The sequence below is a fragment of the Laceyella putida genome (assembly GCF_042665195.1).
GTDB classification, from domain to species: Bacteria; Bacillota; Bacilli; order Thermoactinomycetales; family Thermoactinomycetaceae; genus Laceyella; species Laceyella putida.
Genome location: NZ_JBHTBW010000020.1, coordinates 76,105 through 95,401 on the forward strand (window position 1 = coordinate 76,105; position 19,297 = coordinate 95,401).

Consider the following 19,297-nt stretch of genomic DNA (forward strand, 5'->3'; position numbering starts at 1 on the left):
TAAACAGCTTTTTCTTCTGCATTCCACGGCTACAAACTGGCGATCTTGTAAATGATTCCTTCCGGGTCGGTGGGAAGATCCTCGTAAAGGTATTCCGTCCACCATTTCATGAAGGTTTGATATGCTTGCGATTCCTCTGGTTGATGATGGAGAAAATAATCCAGAATGTTCTCCCAAGCCTCGACCGGACCTTTCCCCTTATGAAAAAAAATTAGCGCCACCGCCGCATCCCTTCGCCATTCACGGGATGGATGCGTCCTCATCCAGTCAACCACCCGTTGCGCATGTTCCGGTGACCATTCCCGCAAGTACCCAAAAGCGTAAAGCGCGAGGGATCGCTGATATCCCCATGGCGCCCGTTCAATTTTGTCCATCAATACCCGCTGGGCGAGCGGATGGCCTTCCCCCACTTTTCCAAGCAATTCGATCACTTGATCCTGAACTTCAAGCTCCTCATGCTCCAGATAGGGGAGGTACAGGACCATCCCTTCCCGCAACGCTTGACGCGTCTGCCCGTAAACAAGGATCTCATCATCCGCAAAACAAGACAGCAGCACGTCTATGATTTCCTGTTGCATGTCAGCGTAAGGATACTCCCTTGCCAGCAAACGAACGAGGAAGCGAATCGTATAGGGAACGGCTTGACAGTATCCCCCCTGGTGATACACATTATTGATGATCCCGGCCAAGCCCCGCTTGCGCAGCCGCACATCCCCGGAACACATCGCTTTCAAATGAATCGGGACATCCACCGCCTTCCCATAGGCGTGGTTCATGCGGGCCCAGTCGAGCTCATCCCATCCCTGTAACAGCGTGTCCGCAACCGAACTCTGAAACAGGGGATGCGCATGCAGAAGCTGAAACACTTTCTGCCGCGTTTCCAGCAAGTGACTCCCATATTCCGCATCGATTCCCAACCAATACAGAATCGACGCCGCCGTTCGTTGCACATCCGGATTCGCATGATCTACCCATTCATAACACTTCGGGCGCAGCTCTGTGATCCATCCCCTCTCCCGATCATCGAAAACCCCAGCCATCAATTCCGCTTCAACCTGTTGTAATTCATGGAGCAACTCTGTCATGGGTGTCTATGAATCTCCTCTTCTATTTATGTATAAACAAACTTGTGGCATCAACCGCTTTATTCCAGAAGTCCTTCCGCCATCCCACTTGATCGTATCATCATGATCTTATTGGACAAGGAAAAAGGAATGCCGGGAAACGACATGGCATATTGACATGCACATGCCTGTCCCTCTTGTATCCATCAACGAAGGGGATGAAACATGGCCCATCCCACAACGCCCACCTTACTGGGAATTCAGATGCTTTAGGCCAGACACGCAAAAGGCTATGCTTCAACCCGGACATTCTATAAAATAATGTTATCAATGAAACACAAAAGGAGAAACCCAATATGATCGTCGGAAAAAACATTTATGACGGCCAACCGAGAGATGGAACCGTCATCGCCAAAGCCACAGTGGATGAGGTGAACCAATTCCGCGAACTGCACGCCGAACACGTGGCCATCCTTCGCTTAACGGACACCCAGCTGCAACTGGATCGCGATGCCATCCAAGAGTGCTTGGCCCTCTTCAAAGAACATGAGCTGAAAACGATGGAATTCTGGGGTCGCGTCCATCAACGGCTGCGCGTCCCATATGCGTGGGACCTTCGCATCGACATCGTAACGGGCGATATCTTTGTGGAAAATGAAGACTGGCCCTACTACGATCAAGAGGAATATGAGGATTAATCCCTTTGTCTCCACTCATTTGCCCTGGGTCCATCCCGGGGTTTTTTGATGTTCAGTTAGCGGAAATTCCCACATTCGATCATTGCGTTTGGTTGATGAAAAGAAATATGCAGGCAGATACATTGAAACAAACTGCCACGCAATACATTATAATAAATCTATGAAACGGTATCACAACCTTGCGTCGAATCGAACATTACTTCCACTCGATCACCTGCAACTCCCGATCCGTCGCCACCCGGATCTTGTCGCCGTCCCGGTGCCAACCGATGGCGTAAATGTAGTTTCCGTTCACTTTCAATTTGCGTTTAAATTCACCCGTTTTCATGTCGAAGAAAAGGAGCTGTCCCCCTGGTGCCGTACAGACCACTTCCCGTTTCCCCACCAACACTTTGCCGGCGTATCCCTTGGCATACTGTCCCTCCGGGATTCCCCGTTCCCAATCGGTCAAGCGGGCATCTATCGGAACCCGCCACATTTCTTCCCGCCGCGTTGCGGAAATGGCCACCAGATCCCCCACCCAACCTGCATCATATCCCCGATGATCATATCTCTTCCATAGATTGGTGTCTGTTGTCTTAAAACAGACCAGGCGGGTGGAATCGGGGTGGAAACCCAAGTCGGATACATAAGCGTTGATATCATACCAAGCAAACTGGCTCAATTTCCTTTCTTCCAATGATCCGGTGCGTTGATTGCCCTTGAGCAAGCTTGGAAAGATGTGAATCACCGCGCTACCTTCTTTCCATTCATTCACTGCCAACCGTTTTTGGTCGGGTGAAAGTTGAACGTTGTAAACGATGCCATAACCCAATCCTTCCGGATCGAAATAATCCATTTCCTGCCATGTTCGCGCAAATGCTTCTCCCGTTTCCAAATGGATCCAAGCCAACCCCTCGTCTTCGTCCAATTCACCTGGTTTCTTGCATGAATCGATCACCAGCCAATTTCCCTCTTGATCCAGACACAAACTAAACATGCATTCATTCGTGAACTCGTTCTGTATTTGACTCAAGAGACCCAAATCCTCCGTGCTTCGGATGTCAATCCTGTTCATGGATCGATTCGACAACACCATCCACTTCCCGTCTGGAGAAAAAACCAAATCTTGGATATCTTCTGTTTCCAACCCATCCACAAACGTGAGTGTTGGCGTATAACGCCAGCGTACCAACTTGCCGCTTTCCTCAGCGACAAACAGCTCATTTTTAATCGGATGGAGGCGGACCATCCTGGGTAGGCGAGTATGTTCACACCATTCACCAAGTTCCAATCCTGAAGGTGAAGATAAGCGCTTTTCTGCATCGTTGGCTTTCATCCTGAGGTTATTCCCCCTTATGCTGTAAAGAGATAGTCAATGCTTACTCTTATCAACCGATACTACTGAAACAGACAAGGGTTTATCCGTTATAAAAAGGAGAAAAGAAACAATCCCCTCGATAAGGACAGTCATTTTTTTAAAACGAAACGTTAATGGAACAACCATTTACTTCCACTCGATCACCTGCAACTCCCGATCCGTCGCCACCCGGATCTTGTCGCCGTCTTTGTGCCAACCGATGGCATAAATGCAGGTACCGTTCAGTTTTAGTTTGCGTTTAAATTCACCCGTTTTCATGTCGAAAAAGAGAAGCCGTCCTCCCGGCGCGGTGCAAACCACTTCCCGTTCCCCCACCAGCACTTTCCCGGCGTATCCCTTGACATACTGTCCCTCCGGGATTCCCCGTTCCCAATCGGTCAAGCGGGAATCAATCGGAACACGCCACAATTCTTCCCGCCGCGTTGCGGAAATGGCCACGAGATCCCCCACCCAGCCTGCATCATATCCCCGATGATCATATCTCTTCCATAGATTGGGGTCTGTTGTCTTAATGGAATCGGGATGGAAACCCAAGTCGGATACATAAGCGTTGATATCATACCACGCCCGCTGGCTCAATCGCTTTTCTTCCAATGATCCGGTGCGTTGATTGCCCTTAATCAGACTTGGGAAAATATGAATCACCGCGCTGCCTTCTTTCCATTCATTCACTGCCAACCGTTTTTGGTCGGGTGATAGTTGAACGTTGTAAACGATTCCATAACCCAATCCTTCCGGGTCGAAATAATCCATTTACGACCATGTCCGGGCATGGGCCTCTCCCATCTGCAAATGAATCCAGGCCAACCCCTCTTCTTCATCCAACTCACCCGGTTTCCTGCATGAATCGATCACCAGCCAACTTCCGTCTTGATCCAGGCACATGGAAAACATGTATTCTCCATTGGTGAGTGCATTCTGCATTTGTCTCAAGCGGCTCAAATCCTCCGCGTTTCGGATGTCGATACTGCGAAGGGAGCGAGCCGACACCGCAAACCACTGTCCGTCCGGAGAAAAGACCAAATCTTCGATATCCGCCGTCTCCAATCCATCCACAAACGTGAGTGCGGGTGTGTAACGCCAGCGTACCAACTTGCCGCTTTCCTCGGCGACGAACAGCTCATCCTTAAGAGGGTGAAGGCGGACTCTCCTCGGTATCAAATAATCTTCGCACCATTCACCAGGTTCCAATCCCGAAGGGGAAGATAAGCGCTTTTCCGTATCGTTGTTTTTCATCCTGAGTCTATTCCCCCTTTGCAGGTAGCCAATGCTTACTCTTATTAACCAATGCCACTACAGACAAGAGCTTATCCACTATAAGAAGAAAAAGCAACAAACCACTGATAAGGATGGTTACTTTTTCAGAACGATACGTTAACGGAAAACAATCAATTCCACTCAATCACTTGCAACTCCCGCTCCGTCGCCACCCGGATCTTGTCGCCGTCCCGATGTCGGCCGATTGCCAAAATGTGTTGCCCGTTCACCTTCACTTTCCGCTTGAATGCGCCCGTTTCCATGTCGAAGAAAAGGAGTTGGCCCCCTGGCGCGGTGCAGACCACTTCCGTTTCCCCCGCCAACACTTTGCCGGCGTAACCCAACGCATAGGCCATTTCTGAAATGCCACGCTCATTTTCCGTGAGTTGCCGGTCAATCGGGACACTCCAGTATTCTTGGCGTTTGGTTGCCGATACCGCGACCAAGTCACCCACCCAGCCATTTCTCGCTTTGGCGTCATGGTAAGAGGAAGAGCGAAAATAAAACAGGCGCCGCGACTCGTTGCAGAAGCACAAATCAGTGATCTCGTATTCCCCTCTTGAATAGTAGGAAACCAACGGCCCTTCTCCTTCCGCAAACAAACTGTTCATGATGTGCAAATTAGCGTCTCCGCCCTTCGATTCGTTTAACGACAATCGTTTCTGATCTTGCGAAAGGATCAGTTGCACAGCGGTGCCATATCCATACTCCGGCTCTGGATAACCCAACTCTTCCCATGACGTTCTCCGAAACTCGCCCGTCTCCCGTTCAATCCAGCCCATCCCCTCTTCCACATCCACCATCAGCCACCTTCCATCCGGGCTGATGGATAACGCCGTCATCCACTCCGGTTCCATCGTGTATTCATTCTGGATCAATCCGATGGGAGACAAATCGGTGCCCGACCTCCGTTCCACTCCCCACAGGTGTTCGGCGGTTATCACCATTTCATCCCCTTGTGGAAAAACAGCCAAATCTTTGATGAGATATTGGTGCGTTTGCATTCCCTTCTCAAAGGAAATCTTGGGCGCATATCTCCATTTGCCGATTTGGCCATGCCGGGGTGACGCCAACAGTTCGTCCCGAACCGGATGGAGTCTCACCATCGGCCGGGCCTTATAGCCTATCAACGGCACATAGTTAAGGGTTTCACACCATTCACCTAGCTTCAACTCTGATGGAACGGAGATGGTCTTTTCAACTTCGCCCAGCAATTCCACAAATAATTTAAATTTTTCCTCGAAATGCGTGCAGTGTTGCGGAAAACGGCCTTGATGATCCCTCGTTCGGCGCAACAACGGATTGTCTTCCAACAACGCCAAGGCATTTTTCCATCCCACAGGTCCCATATTGATGGCCATATGCAACAACGTACGCCCTTCATGATTGACTCTGGTTGGATCGGCCCCACTTTGGATCATATACAGGTAGATTTCTTTCATCCTTTCCATCGAACGGCAAAATGTGAAGAGCCGATGCAAAGGTGTATTTCCTTTGTGGTCCGCCGCATTGACATCGGCGCCCGCTTCCACCAAAAGTCTCACCATCGGCAAGCTTTCTTTGCTGACTGCGACATGCAAAGCGGTGTATCCTTGCTCATCCGCCGCGTTGACATTGGCGCCCGCTTCAATAAGTCGGCGCACCTGATCCAACTCTCCCGATCGGGCGGCAGAAACGATGGCTTCATTCGGAAGCTTCATGTTTTTGATGCATTCAACTTTCCTCCTGACGAGATGCACAGTCTTTTGGTTCATGATAAATAAAACACCCCTATGACTTATCCGCTATAAATAGGAGAAAAAGCAACCCATCCCTTAATGGAATCGTTGCTTTTTCAAAAATAAAACGTTAACGGAAGAACAATCATTTCCACTCGATCACTTGCAGTTCCCGATCCGTGGCCACCCGGATCTTGCCACCGTCCCGATGCCAACCGATGGCGTAAATGTAGTTTCCGTTCACTTTCAATTTGCGTTTAAATTCACCCGTTTTCATGTCGAAGAAGAGAAGCTGTCCGTTCGGGGCGGTGCAGACCACTTCCGTTTCCCCCACCAACACTTTGCCGGCATATTCATCAGCATAAAATCCCTCTGGAACTCCCTGCTCCCAACCGGTTAAGCTGGAATCAATCGGGACACGCCATAATTCTTCCCGATCCGTGGCGGAAATGGAAACTAGATCTCCTACCCAACCAGAATCATATTGCCGAAGATCATATTTCAATGTATATGAGTTTGTCGTTCTAAAACAAACCAAGCGGGCGGAATCGGGATGGAAACAAAAGTCCGATACAAAGGAGTGGATATCATACCATGCAAACTGGCTCAATTGCCTTTCTTCCAATGATCCGGTGCGCTGATGTCCCTTGATCTGGCTTGGGAAGATATGAATCACCGCGCTGCCTTCTTTCCATTCATTCACCGCCAACCGCTTTTGGTCGGGTGAAAGCTGTATTTTGTAGACAATTCCATAACCATATTCTTCGGGATCAAAATAATCCATTTCTTGCCATGTTCGCGCAAATGCTTCTCCAGTTTCCAAATGGATCCAAGCCAATCCCTCGTCTTCGTCCAATTCACCCGGTTTCTTGCATGAATCGATCACCAGCCAATTTCCCTCTTGATCCAGACACAAACTAAACATGCATTCATTCGTGAACTCGTTCTGTATTTGACTCAAGAGACCCAAATCCTCCGTGCTTCGGATGTCAATCCTGTTCATGGATCGATTCGACAACACCATCCACTTCCCGTCTGGAGAAAAAACCAAATCTTGGATATCTTCTGTTTCCAATCCATCCACAAACGTGAGTGTTGGCGTGTAACGCCAGCGTACCAACTTGCCGCTTTCCTCAGCGACAAACAGCTCATCCTTAAGAGGGTGAAGGCGGACCATTTTGCGTAGGCGAGTATGTTCACACCATTCACCAAGTTCCAATCCGGAAGGGGAGGATAAGCGTTTTTCTGAATCGTTGGCTTTCATTCTGAGGTTATTCCCCCTTATGCTGTAAACAGATAGTCAATGCTTACTCTTATCAACCGATACCACTGAAACAGACAAGGGTTTATCCGTTATAAAAAGGAGAAAAGAAACAATCCCCTCGATAAGGACAGTCATTTTTTTAAAACGAAACGTTAATGGAACAACCATTTACTTCCACTCGATCACCTGCAACTCCCGATCCGTCGCCACCCGGATCTTGTCGCCGTCTTTGTGCAAACCGATGGCGTAAATGTGGTTTCCGTTCACTTTCAATTTGCGTTGAAATTCACCCGTTTTCATATCAAAGAAGAGAAGCTGTCCGTTTGGAGTTGTGCAGACCACTTCCGTTTCTCCAGCCAACACTTTGCCCGCATAGCCATGAGGGGCATAATGCCCTTCCAGGATTCCCCGCTCCCAGCCGGTCAAGCGGGAATCAATCGGCACCCGCCACAACTCTTCCCGACGTGTTGCGGAAATGGTAATCAACTCACCCACCCAACCGGCACCAACAGAGGGATAACGCCAATGATCATATTTCCATCCATCCATGCTTGTCGTCTTAAAACAGACCAAGCAGGTGGAATCGGGATGGAAACAAAGGTCAGATACATTGGAATTAATATCAACCCATGCAAACTGGCTCAATTGCCTTTCTTCCAATGATCCGGTGCGCTGATGTCCCTTAAGCAGGCTCGGAAAAATGTGAATCACCGCACTGCCTTCTTTCCATTCATTCACCGCCAACCGCTTTTGGTCGGGTGAGAGCGCCATTTGGCAGATATGTCCATAACCCAATTCTTCGGGATCTACATAATCCATCTCCGGCCATGTCCGGGCATGGGCCTCTCCCGTCTGCAAATGAATCCAGGCCAGCCCCTCTTCTTCATCCAACTCACCCGGTTTCCTGCATGAATCGATCACCAGCCAGCTTCCGTCTTGATCCAGGCACATGGAAAACATGTATTCTCCATTAGTGAACGCATTCCGTATTTGACGCAAGAGGCTCAAATCCTCCGTGCTTCGGATATCAATGCTACGGAGGGCCGGAGCCGATACCGCAAACCACTGCCCGTCTGAAGAAAAGGTCAAATCGTTGATATCCGATGTTTCCAATCCATCCACAAACGTGAGTGCCGGTGTGTAACGCCAGCGAGCCAACTTGCCGCTTTCCGTGATTACGAATAACTCATCTTTGATAGGATGGAGGCGGACCATCTTTGGTAGGCGAATATGTTCACACCATTCACCAGGTTCCAATCCTGAAGGTGAAGATAAGCACTTTTCCGTATCGTTTGTTTTCATCCTGAGGTTGTTCCCTTCCAGGTAGTCAATGCTTATAACCAATACTAGTGAAACAGACCAGGGCTTATCCGTTATAAGGAGAAAAGCAACCGTCCTCTACGACGAGGATGGTCACTTTTTAAAAACGAAACCGTTGGCGGGAGAACCATTTACTTCCACTCGATCACTTGCAACTCCCGCTCCGTCGCCACCCGGATCTTGCCGCCGTCCCGATGCCTGCCGATCGCCAAAATGTGTTGCCCGTTCACTTTCAGTTTGCGCTTAAACGCTCCTGTTTCCACATCAAAAAACAGAAGAAGTCCGCCTGGGGCGGTGCAAACCACCTCCTCTTGGCCAACGAATACTTTACCGGCGTAACGGCGATGAAATGCATTTTCAAACAGCTCCGTTTCTGATCCGGCGAGGATGGCATCAATGGAAACACGCCACAGCTCTTCCTTATGAGTTGCCGCAATGGCCACGAGATCTCCCACCCACCCTGGTCGATGTTGATTGTTACTTGGACTTTTGAAAAATATTAATCGGCTAGAGTCTGGATGAAAACGAAGGTCAGAAATATAGGTGCCCATTTCAGCCCAAGCCTGCTGACTCAACAGCCATTCATCCTGCGATCCCTTTCGTTCATGCTCAGCCAAAATACCAGGGAATACATGGACTAAGGTGGAAGAACCATGTAATTCATTCAGCGCCAACCGCTTCTGGTCAGGCGAAAGTACCAATTGAACCGCGGTCCCATATCCATAGTCCGGGTCTTCGTACCCTAACTCTTTCCACGACCGAAAATGAAAGGCATTCGTTTCACGGTCACCCCAACCGACACCCTCATACCCGTCATCGTTGACATCAGTAATGATCCATTTCCCGTCGGGGCTGATGCACAAAGCATTCATCCACTCCGGTTCCATGGTATATTCATTCCGCAACAAATCGATACGTCGCAAACCTCGCATGCTCCGTATTTCAATGCCCCAGAGGTTGGGTGCGACGACCGCAAACCAATCCCCCTCGGGCGCAACAGCCAGATCTTGGATAAAACATTGATCCGTTTGGATCCCTTCTGCAAACGATAAATCCGGTCCATAGCACCAGCGACTAATTTTCCCATCCGGATGACCCACCAACAGTTCATCGTTGAGCGGATGGAGACGAACCACGGCCGGAGCGAAGTAAGTGAGATGCGAAGGTGCTTGCATCTCTTCGCACCACTCGCCCAACTCCATGCCTTGGGAAGAGACAAGGGACCGCTCCACATACCCCGACCGTTCAGCCAAGTAGCGGAACGAAGCTTCATTTTGGGAGCAATGCTGTGGCAAGCGACCATGGCCATCCCTCATGCACAATAAGGAGGGGTAGTCCGATAACTGTTCAACCACCTTTGGCGCACCAGCACCCAAATTCTGATGCAACAGGGTCCGCCCCTCTTGGTCAGCCAGCATCGGGTCGGCACCATGCCGCAACAAATGAGACAATATCTCCTGTGCCACGCCAAGCGGCACCTGATAGGTGGAAAACGCTTTATGGATGGCCGTCTCTCCCCTTTGGTTTTGCCGATTCACATCAGCCCCAGCTTCTACCAAACACTGAATCATGGCCAGGTCCCCTTGAACCGCCGCTTTATGCAGCGCCGTCTCACCTTGTCCATCCACGGCATTCACGTCGGCCCCGGCGTCAAGCAGCTGACGTACAGTTTCCACCGCTCCCTGTTCGGCGGCAAGGATCAGAGATAAGTTTACTTTGTCTCGTTCTAGCATCACTTCATTCCCCCATCACACATCTTTTATCTCTATCATGTAATATGTTGGTCAACATTTCTACACTTCATGAAAAAAGAAGCCACCGCTTTTAAGTGGCTTCCCCTTCATCATATTTACGATTAACTGTTCTACCTGTTTTTTCGTCTTTTCCTCACTTCATCAATGAAGGAAGGATCCTCATCGTCATTTAGCTTTATTTTATTGCTGTAAATTTCCAATTCGACTTCCGGAAACATCTCTCTAAACTGGCTTACCACACCTTGGCAACTAAAGCAGAGCGGTCTTTCCGAAAACAAGGTAATTTTCCCTTTGACTGTTTTGCCTGCCGCTTTCTGCTCAAGAATTTGCCGCGCAATCGGTTCGAGGATCTTAAATTCCGAATCCTTTCTACGGTCATGTGGATTTGGTACCTCGCCATCTTGCAGTTTTAACATGAAATCATTCATGTATTTTAGTGCATATGGTCCATACGGTTTATTAGGATCAGTCGATGGAGTCGGCATGTCTTCCCAACCGGGGAAGTAACGTGGATTCTTGTCGATTGGGTTCCCTATGCCAGAATGGGATTTCCAACGGGTTTTCCCATCTTTGTTCAGTAATGGCACATCTCCATCAGCGCCGCTAATAGTGATCAGCACTTCTGCAATTGCTACATTTCCTCCTGTAGCTTCCTTATTTGGCAAATTAACTCTTAATCCGATTGCCTCTTCAGTAAACTGGTTTAGAATCGTCTCCGAATAGTCGATCATTATCGACTCCAACTCTTCCTTGAGCTCTTTCGAAAGATCCCTCGTTTCGAATATATCGGAGGCTTTACATTGCTTCATGTCTGTAGAAGTGGCAGCCATGGTTGCCACAATTGTAGAAGCAGTACATTGTTGCCATTTTTGTTGTTCTTTCTGCTGCCTCACTTGCTCACGCTTGATTTTGTTCGCTTTTGGAGCTTTCTTCGTGGTGTGTTGCTTTCTAGTTACCTGCTTCTGGCCTTTTTTGACCTTGCGCGTTCCGCTGGAATTTTGGTATTTGCGGTTTCCTTTGCTGCGGTTGGATGTGTATTTGCTTTGTTTCCTTGAAACTTTTCGTTTTGTGGTAACTTTTTTGGTTGATTTAACCTTTTTGCCAGCACCGTAACGGCGTTGGTTCGCTTTTTTCGCCTTGCTTGCGGAATAGTACTTTTTATACTTTTTCTTTGTTGCTTTCTTCGGAATCCGCTTGGTGTACTTTTTGGCGTATTTGTAAGATTTGTACGCCTTATATGCCTTCGCACCGTACTTGAGCGCCTTGAAGACACGGCCAATCGGAACCGCATCCATCACCGCCTGTTTGGCGCCGGCCCAAACGGCTTTTTTCAAACTTCCCGTCTTTTTGTACGTCTTGTATCCGCGATAGATGCCGGATACAATGCCAATGGCCAAGTTAATCCAGTGACCATCTGGATCCGTATAACGAAGCGGGTTGTTGTTGGCATACGTGTAGACGTTTTGCGACTGCGGATCATCTTCATCCCCCGGATCCGGGTCCATGGAGAGGAAGACACCTTCCACCGGCTGGTAGTACCGCGCCATCAAGTAATAAAGGCCCGTCTCGGTGTCATAGCGGTATCCCGCGTAACGGTAGGGGTTCTCATCAGCGAAAGCCCCCGTCTTGCTCAGGATGTTACCCCAGGCGTCATACACGTAAGATGCCACAACCGTCCCTTGTTGGTCGGTGACGGCCACGACATCGCCGTGCGCGTTCGTTTGGTAATAGTAGGTCTCCCCAGACGCTTTGGTCATGCTGAGCAACTGTCCGTCTTCATTGTAGGTGTAATAACGGGTCAACGCATTGTTTCCGTCCGTCTCGTAAAGGACGCGGTTGGTTTCCCCATCATAATAGTAGTTGGTTACCTTGCCGCCCACTGTCGAACGAACGCGTCGTCCGTCTTCATCGTAATCGTAGGTGGCGATGGTGGTGCCGGTCGCCTTGTCTTTCACTTCAACCAAACGGTCACCCGCATCCCAGACATAGGTGTGTTTGCCATCTTCCAGCCGATTCCCGTTTTTGTCATAGGCATACGCCGTACCGTCCACTTGTGTCAGCTGGTTCCCCACATTATAGGTATACGACGTGCTGGAAACCACATTGCCCGCACTGTCTTTGACTTCTTTCTTCGTCCGGTTCCCCAACGGATCATAAGTGTAATGGATCGTGTTTCCGGTCACGGGGTCGGTTTCGGATGTGAGCTGATCCAACACATCATAGGTGAACTTCAGCTCTTTGCCATCCTTGTCCACAATACTGGTACGGTTGCCGTTGGCATCATACGCATACTTGTACTTGGCGATGGGGGTGCCCTCTTTCGTCCCGATCACCACTTCGGTCACTTGGTTATTGTCATCATACGAGCCCGAGGTCCCCACTCCATTCGCATACACAGCGGTGCGGACATTGCCCTTCTCATCGTAGTCAAATCGGTACACTTTGCCAGTATGGTCACTGACCTGGATATTGTTCTCGGAATCGTTGTAAGCGTAATTGTGCGTGATCAATTGGCTTCCGATTTGCGCTTCTTGCTTGATGAGCTGATCGTTGGGATCGTATGTCCACTTTAAGGTGTTGTTCCCTTGTATCTGTTGCACCAAGCGATCGCTGGCATCAAAGGTGTGGGTTTTGGAAGTGCCCAACTTCACATTGTCAATCTGTTTCTCGTTGCCTTTGTCATCATAGTGAATGCGATACAATTCAGTATCGTTATAATGGATACCGACATAGGTTCCATCGTCAGCCTCAATGTGTTTCACAGTTGAACCATTCGGATTGGTTATTACATTGACGTCTCCTTCACCATCATATTCATAATGCGTGGTGTTTCCCAGCTCATCCGTGACAGACGTCATTTTATCATTGTCGTACTCGTAGGATATCGTATTATAAACCGTTTGCCCGTCCGCACTGGTTACCTTTTTCTCAATGACATTCCCGCTTTCATCATGGGTATAGTGCACTTTCAGGGTGTTGCCCGGCAAGGTCACCGTTTTTAGTTGGTTGGACTTATCATAAGTGTATTGCGTCGTCAACCCTTTGGCATCTTTGATGCTGGTTTCGTTGCCATAGGCGTCATAGGCGATCTCTTCCGATTTGCCGCTCGGGTCGGTCACCTTGGTAATGTTGTTGCCCGAGGCGTCATACTCGTATTTCTCCACCGCGCTGCCTTTTTTCACGCGGATGTTGTCAAACCAGACGGTACCCGTGTTGTTGCCGCGGAACAGGACATAGACCCGCACTTCCTTTAACTTCTTGGTCGGGTTGATGGTGACGGCCGCCCGCTGCCAATCATGGGTGCCGAGCGCAAACTTCGCTTGGTCCGTGACATAGGTGTTGTCTTCTTGAATCGCATCCACCCAAATCGAATAATCCCCGTTCGGATCCTTGGTTTCGGTATTGGTCACGTTGGATGCTTTGCTTAATCCGGTGACGGTAATGGGTTCAGGCGTAGATTGGTTTAACGGAATGTATTGCACGTATTGAATGCCGGTCTCGGTTGCTGACGAGCGCGCCATTTTGAGCGACTGCGCCCCGTCAAAGGCATTGGCCGTATCCACCGAACCGGTACCAGCGGAAGTGCGCCAGTAAGCCAATCCTTCTTCAAAACTGCTGTTTTCGATCGGGTTATAGTCGGTCGACACATCGCCCGCTTCCAGCATCACTTCATCAAACCAAGCCGTGCCCACCCCTTGCAGGCTGGAATGGTCGACCTCCAGATAGATTCTGACTTTGACCGTATCAGCCGCCGTGGTAAAAGTCACTTGTCTCTGGGTCCAATCTTGCGTGCCGCTTACCCGGCTAAAGCGGTTATCTTTCCAACCTCCCGAAGAGTAGGTGCCATCTTCTTTCAACTGCAAGACGTTCAGGAATGCCCCCGCTTGGGTCAACCCCTGGGATTTGATCATTGCGCTTAGAGTGTACGTGGTGTTTGGCGCCACATACAGCTCTTGTGTCGCCCCGGCAAACCCCAAGCTTGCCGATGTGGATTTGGTGGTTATTTTGACCGATTGGGTGCCGCTGTAATACACGGTTGAATCGGATGCCACCGACCCGCTGTCATTCACTTTTTGCACGGTCCACGCTTCAGGAGCGCCACTGACTACCCGTTCCAAACCAGGATTGATGACCAGGTTTTCGCCAACACCCAATTCATCGGTCGTCTCGGTAACGTTCCCTTTTCCGTCGGTGACTTGCGCTTCACTCACTTTGTCGGGGTCGACTTCCGAGATTTCATTCCCTTTGGCATCGTATAACGTTTTAAACGTCTCTCCATTGGGGTCCTTGTATTCCACCACATCATTGTTCTGGTTGTATTTGAACGTTTCCGTCCCGGTGGCGTCCTGCGCCTTGGTCAGGTTGCCGTTGGTGTCATATTCGTACAACTCCGTTGGTGCCGTGGCACAAGTTTGGTTTTTGTTCGCTTCCGGATCACATACCCGGGTCAGGTTGTTGTGATCCCAAGTGTAAGTGGTAACCAAATTGAGACCGTTCGGATCCTCCACTTCTTTGATAAGGTTTCCTGCGTCATTGTAGTAATAGTACGTTTCGTTGATATTGGGGTCTTCCACTTTCGTCATTTTATTAATGGGATCATACCCGATGTAGGTATAACTCTCTTCCGGATCATTCACTTTAAACAACTTGCCTTGATAATCATATTCATACCAAGTTTCCATCTCTCCTGGCTCAATGACCACAGCCAGCTTGTTTTCCAATCCACCGTCATAATAGTAACCGTATCTCGTTATAGATTGCGTTTCATCCGTTACACTGATAAGAAAATCTCTTTCAAAGTTATAATTGTATTTCCATACTCGGTTATCCGGACCCGAAATCTGCGTGATTCTGCCATTGGTATAAGTTAGATTAAATTCCCGATTGCTCGGATCAGTAATCTTCACCAGTTGCTTCAAATCGTTATAAGTCAAGGTCAGCTTGTTTTTGTTCGCATCCTCGATCTGGGTCAGCTTTCCTTCTGTATCAAAGGTGTAAACGGTTTGGTCTTTATCCGTGATAGTCCAACCCGTCGCTTTGGAACCTTTTAAGGTGAGTTTCACACCTAACGGGGCAGAATACGTGCCATCCACCTGCTTCTGGAAGTAATGGTTTCCGCCATCCATGTCATGGACAACAATATTTCCTTTGCTGTCCTCTTCCACACGCATACCATAGTTGAAGGTCCAACCTTTACCGAATGGCCCGGTTGCTTTGGAACGGCTGTTGTATGTCCGCTCGATGGACATCTCCGGCTCGCGTCCCGGGAGTTCCAAGTCGGTTTCAGAAATGACCAAGTTCCCCGTCACGAGGTTGACATCTCCACCCGGCACTTCGTTGAAGGCCCAAAACTCTTCCGTTCCCAAGTCTTCGGTACGATCCGGAATGGCAATCTTCACATCCGCCGTTTGCGGGGTTTCCCCGGCTAGCGTTTTGGCGCTTAACCGGAACACATACTCGCCCGTGGCCGTGGTGTTGCCCGCGTTGCGATAGACCGGAGTCGGGTCTTTGGCCAAGTCGGTTCCGCCGCCATCTTCTTTCAACGTGGTTGGGTTGATGTGCAGTTCATAACGTCCGGCGGCGATCTCTTCCTCCGTTGGCCACAGCTTCTTGCCGGAAGTGGAGTAATAGGTGGTGTTCCCCACATTCAGCTTCTGGTACTCTTTGCCGTTGTAGATCCAGAGATAATACTCGGTCGCCCCTTGCACCGGTTCCCAGCGCAAATCGACAAAACCGTTGGCACTGCCCGCCCAGTTGGAGTATGCGAGCGCGGTCGGCAAGTTGGCCGTCGGCGCATGGTAGGTGACGGACAGGTAAGGCTTGTTGGTGGCGCTTTCGGAAGAGCTCAACTTCTTCCAATAAGTTTGTCCGTTGCCATTGGTGTGGAACTTGAATCCATAGTTGCCTTTCGTACCATCCGCCCAGGCTTGAACGGTGCTTTTCACGTTGAAGGCGGCAATCTGTCCTTCCGCCACATCCAGCTTGCCGATATTGGTGGAAGTGATGCCGTTTTGTTGCTGGTAACTCCAGGTCAACCCGGATTCGGTCCAATCCTTGTTCACCACATCGAGCCACAGGCCCGTCTTGGTCGGGGGGTTGTAGTAACTGTGCAAGACATGGACGTTCAACGTGGCTGAGTCGATGATCATGCCGCGGAGCCCGCTGATGTCTTGCTTCAGGTAGGAATAGTTGGTTCCCGTGGTGGTGTCGTAATAGCCCACTTTCAGCTCGGTGTCGGAACCGTAGTTGGTCGTGGTGTACTTATCCGACACATAGGTGTCCCCCACTGTCTGCAACGAGGTGGATGGATCGATGTAGACCGGATATTTTCGCTTCTCATCTTTCAGCCACTCCTCATCCGCCTTGACGGTGAGCAAGTAGTGATCCTTCTCCCGCTTCAGTTCGACCTCCACTTCGTCCGATTGGGCGGGCTCGTCCGATTTCGGGTCGATGTTGGAGTCTTCCATAAACGGTTTCCCCAGCACGAAGACGGTGTCGCCCTTTTTGTCCACCAAGTGGATGGAACCGTCTTTTTGCTCTTTCGCTTCCAGCTTGGTATCCAACCGGAACCGGAACTCATTCACGCCCGTATACTTCTCCAGCACAATGTCTTCTTTGACTTTCTTGTTGAAGATCTTGTTACGCAGATGCACATCAGGCACGACGTGCTTGTAGGTCACTTCAGCCGCTTGGTGGACCGCTTGGCTGTCGCGGGCTTTCTCTTCTTTCTCTTTTCCGTCGGCATCTTTGCCCGCCGCGCCGACAAAGGTGTAGGCTACACGATGTTCACCGGACTGCACCGTGGCGTATTTGCCGTCTTTGCTGGTCGCTTCAAACTGGACGTCCAGCTCGGTGCTTTCCGGCTTCACCTTGTCCCCGGCCCGCTTGGTTTTGGTGGAAATCTCCTTCCACTGTTTGCCCGCTTTCTTATGTACGGGACTGAAATAAATTTCCTTGGTATAGGTCCCATCTCCGTTGTCAAACAGTTTGGTCGTGGCCGTACGCTTGTCCAAAAGTTCCTTCTTTTCCTTCTTTTTGCCCCATTTCAACGGACTTTTGCCTTCAGCCGACACCGGAGCCGGATCGAACGGCAACATGGTCAGAATGAGGGCAAACGTGAGGAAAATAGAGAAACAGCGACGAAAGCCAGCATACTTCTCCCCATAGAAAAATCCCATGTTTTTCCTCCTTGTAATATTCATGTTCCTTTCGTTTTCTTGAAAAATTTACTTGTTGATTTTCTTTCTTCTTTCGTTCTCCACAATTATATATAATAATAAAAGAGTTGTTTTTTTCAATATAAATCATTAAATAATAAAATGTTTATTTTTTTAATTATGCCATCAAAGGAGGAATCCTTTATGAACCAGCGTTTACGCCAAGTCATCTTCACCCTTGCCTTGACACTCCCCCTCATGCTGGCGGGTTGCGGCGGATATGAGGCCTTGGATGGCGCAGAGAAAACCGGCTTGGATTATGTGATTGAAATCCACACCGCGGGGAAGCGCGATCTGGACAAACTGTCCCGGCTCACCGGGCGCACCAAAACCAAGGCCGGCATCGCGCATATCAAGCCGTTCTTGAAGGATGAGGGCACCGTCTGGGTCGGTTCCACCGGGACGGAAGACAAGGACAAAAAAGCGGTCTATCTCTACTTTGATCCGGAGATGACCACGGATGCGGTCGTCACAGGTGTCTATGTGGAAAAACGGGGCCATGCTTGGATTTACGCGGGTGACATTGCGCTCACGCAGTCATTTGCCAAAGTGGACTTCTCCGAGGCGGAGGACAAACCTGAGTTAAAGAAATTGAAGGTAGCGGAATGGGAAAAAGTCACCATCGAGAAGAACGAGAAGAAGTGAAAAGAAAAACGGTTGCAAGCCCGGAAGCTTCCAACCGTTATCTTGCTCAATACGCCGCGATTTTGGTGTAGGTGTCCGCCAGCAGCGCGTCAAACTGGGCCGGCACGCTGTGATAACCCAAGCCGTATACGCCATTGTGCGGATCCCATCCTTTGTACACGTGGTTGACGGCATTTTGCAATTTCACCTTATCTGCGCTGTCGGTCAAGTACAGCTTGTACCCTGGCACTTCCGTTTCATCCCCGTGGGAGTGGAACCGGTCGGTCGCGATGGAGACGATATTGGTCTGCGGCTTGTTGATGCGCCCTTCCGCATACATGTCGTCCAACACCTTCCCGATCAGGGCATGGTCGACATGCAAGTCCACCGAAGAAAACGTTTTGAACTGGGCATTGGGAAAGAGGCGGTCATAGGTTAAGATGATCGATTTGACGGAGTCATATGTAAACTGGCCGTTCGGCAGGATGCTCGTCTTCAGGTTGGCGCGGGGCACGCCCATCTCTTGGCTGGCCAGATAAAACTCATCGATCCGCGCTTGGCCAAACTCTTCCTTGGTCACATGCCCATGCAGGTACCCTTCGGCCACGGGGTCATGGTAGCGCGCATGCCACGCGCAACGCACCGGGTCACCCGGCTTGTACGCGCTGCTCACCGTTTCTTCATCCGCTTTCCCATTGATCACTTCACGCGCGATGGAGTCTTCCCCCGGCGAGAAGAGCACCATATACACTTTTTTGCCGGCACGCAGATCGTTCAAGATCGGCACCCCAAAACTGAGCACCTCATCATCAGCGTGCGGCACCAAGTACACGGCAACATTGCTCGATGAGTCAATCACATTCAACATCGCGGCTGACGACGGTGATTGTGCCGGAAGAACCAACAACAAGCCGACCAACAACAGCATCGAAGCTACTTTTCGCATAAGTTCACCTCTTTGTTTGAGACTCCACACGGCTGAAGCCGTGGGATTCTTGGGTAGTTAGCGCACTCAATCCAT

At 49.8% G+C, this 19,297-nt stretch carries 12 protein-coding genes; 2 read left to right on the top strand and 10 right to left on the bottom strand.

What is annotated here, in order from left to right; genetic code table 11:
- Window positions 1-29: 29 nt before the first annotated feature.
- Window positions 30-1,085: a hypothetical protein gene (locus ACFQNG_RS08195; RefSeq protein WP_379864426.1), complete on the bottom strand. Its 1,056-nt coding sequence runs from the start codon at window positions 1,083-1,085 to the stop codon at window positions 30-32.
- A gap of 335 nt (window positions 1,086-1,420) precedes the next feature.
- On the opposite strand from ACFQNG_RS08195, the gene ACFQNG_RS08200 reads away from it, so the two are divergent.
- Window positions 1,421-1,762, top strand: a complete 342-nt coding sequence (locus ACFQNG_RS08200; RefSeq protein WP_379864427.1) for a hypothetical protein — start codon at window positions 1,421-1,423, stop codon at window positions 1,760-1,762.
- Window positions 1,763-1,958: 196 nt separating this feature from the next.
- On the opposite strand, the gene ACFQNG_RS08205 is transcribed toward ACFQNG_RS08200, so the two are convergent.
- From ACFQNG_RS08205 to ACFQNG_RS08240, 8 genes are all read right to left on the bottom strand, one after another.
- A complete protein-coding gene (locus tag ACFQNG_RS08205; RefSeq protein ID WP_379864428.1) occupies window positions 1,959-3,080 on the bottom strand; it encodes a hypothetical protein in 1,122 nt (373 codons plus the stop codon).
- 168 nt (window positions 3,081-3,248) lie between these two features.
- On the bottom strand, window positions 3,249-3,875 hold the full coding sequence (locus ACFQNG_RS08210; RefSeq protein WP_379864429.1) for a hypothetical protein: 627 nt from the start codon (window positions 3,873-3,875) through the stop codon (window positions 3,249-3,251).
- Window positions 3,876-4,358: a lactonase family protein gene (locus tag ACFQNG_RS08215; RefSeq protein WP_379864430.1), complete on the bottom strand. Its 483-nt coding sequence runs from the start codon at window positions 4,356-4,358 to the stop codon at window positions 3,876-3,878.
- 152 nt (window positions 4,359-4,510) lie between these two features.
- Complete coding sequence (locus tag ACFQNG_RS08220; protein ID WP_379864431.1) at window positions 4,511-6,133, bottom strand: ankyrin repeat domain-containing protein; 1,623 nt, start codon at window positions 6,131-6,133, stop codon at window positions 4,511-4,513.
- Window positions 6,134-6,242: 109 nt separating this feature from the next.
- Window positions 6,243-7,361: a lactonase family protein gene (locus ACFQNG_RS08225; RefSeq protein WP_379864432.1), complete on the bottom strand. Its 1,119-nt coding sequence runs from the start codon at window positions 7,359-7,361 to the stop codon at window positions 6,243-6,245.
- 168 nt (window positions 7,362-7,529) lie between these two features.
- Window positions 7,530-8,663 (bottom strand): WD40 repeat domain-containing protein, encoded by a 1,134-nt coding sequence (locus ACFQNG_RS08230; protein ID WP_379864433.1) that lies wholly within the window; start codon window positions 8,661-8,663, stop codon window positions 7,530-7,532.
- A 149-nt stretch (window positions 8,664-8,812) separates the two neighbouring features.
- On the bottom strand, window positions 8,813-10,414 hold the full coding sequence (locus tag ACFQNG_RS08235) for an ankyrin repeat domain-containing protein (protein ID WP_379864434.1): 1,602 nt from the start codon (window positions 10,412-10,414) through the stop codon (window positions 8,813-8,815).
- Between the two features lie 131 nt (window positions 10,415-10,545).
- Window positions 10,546-17,613, bottom strand: a complete 7,068-nt coding sequence (locus ACFQNG_RS08240) for a DNRLRE domain-containing protein (RefSeq protein WP_379864435.1) — start codon at window positions 17,611-17,613, stop codon at window positions 10,546-10,548.
- 183 nt (window positions 17,614-17,796) lie between these two features.
- Here ACFQNG_RS08240 and ACFQNG_RS08245 point away from each other — a divergent pair, with 183 nt between their 5' ends.
- Entirely contained in the window at window positions 17,797-18,297 is a 501-nt protein-coding gene (locus ACFQNG_RS08245) for a hypothetical protein (RefSeq protein WP_379864436.1), read from the top strand.
- A 46-nt stretch (window positions 18,298-18,343) separates the two neighbouring features.
- On the opposite strand, the gene ACFQNG_RS08250 is transcribed toward ACFQNG_RS08245, so the two are convergent.
- The gene (locus ACFQNG_RS08250; RefSeq protein WP_379864437.1) at window positions 18,344-19,222 is read right to left on the bottom strand and encodes a PIG-L family deacetylase; all 879 of its coding nucleotides are present in this window, start codon (window positions 19,220-19,222) and stop codon (window positions 18,344-18,346) included.
- Window positions 19,223-19,297: the final 75 nt, after the last annotated feature.

Coding starts and splice junctions, on each gene's coding strand:
- ACFQNG_RS08195 (WP_379864426.1), bottom strand. CDS start 1,085: ATGACAGAGTTGCTCCATGAATTACAACAGGTTGAAGCGGAATTGATG.
- ACFQNG_RS08200 (WP_379864427.1), top strand. CDS start 1,421: ATGATCGTCGGAAAAAACATTTATGACGGCCAACCGAGAGATGGAACC.
- ACFQNG_RS08205 (WP_379864428.1), bottom strand. CDS start 3,080: ATGAAAGCCAACGATGCAGAAAAGCGCTTATCTTCACCTTCAGGATTG.
- ACFQNG_RS08210 (WP_379864429.1), bottom strand. CDS start 3,875: ATGGATTATTTCGACCCGGAAGGATTGGGTTATGGAATCGTTTACAAC.
- ACFQNG_RS08215 (WP_379864430.1), bottom strand. CDS start 4,358: ATGAAAAACAACGATACGGAAAAGCGCTTATCTTCCCCTTCGGGATTG.
- ACFQNG_RS08220 (WP_379864431.1), bottom strand. CDS start 6,133: ATGAACCAAAAGACTGTGCATCTCGTCAGGAGGAAAGTTGAATGCATC.
- ACFQNG_RS08225 (WP_379864432.1), bottom strand. CDS start 7,361: ATGAAAGCCAACGATTCAGAAAAACGCTTATCCTCCCCTTCCGGATTG.
- ACFQNG_RS08230 (WP_379864433.1), bottom strand. CDS start 8,663: ATGAAAACAAACGATACGGAAAAGTGCTTATCTTCACCTTCAGGATTG.
- ACFQNG_RS08235 (WP_379864434.1), bottom strand. CDS start 10,414: ATGCTAGAACGAGACAAAGTAAACTTATCTCTGATCCTTGCCGCCGAA.
- ACFQNG_RS08240 (WP_379864435.1), bottom strand. CDS start 17,613: ATGGGATTTTTCTATGGGGAGAAGTATGCTGGCTTTCGTCGCTGTTTC.
- ACFQNG_RS08245 (WP_379864436.1), top strand. CDS start 17,797: ATGAACCAGCGTTTACGCCAAGTCATCTTCACCCTTGCCTTGACACTC.
- ACFQNG_RS08250 (WP_379864437.1), bottom strand. CDS start 19,222: ATGCGAAAAGTAGCTTCGATGCTGTTGTTGGTCGGCTTGTTGTTGGTT.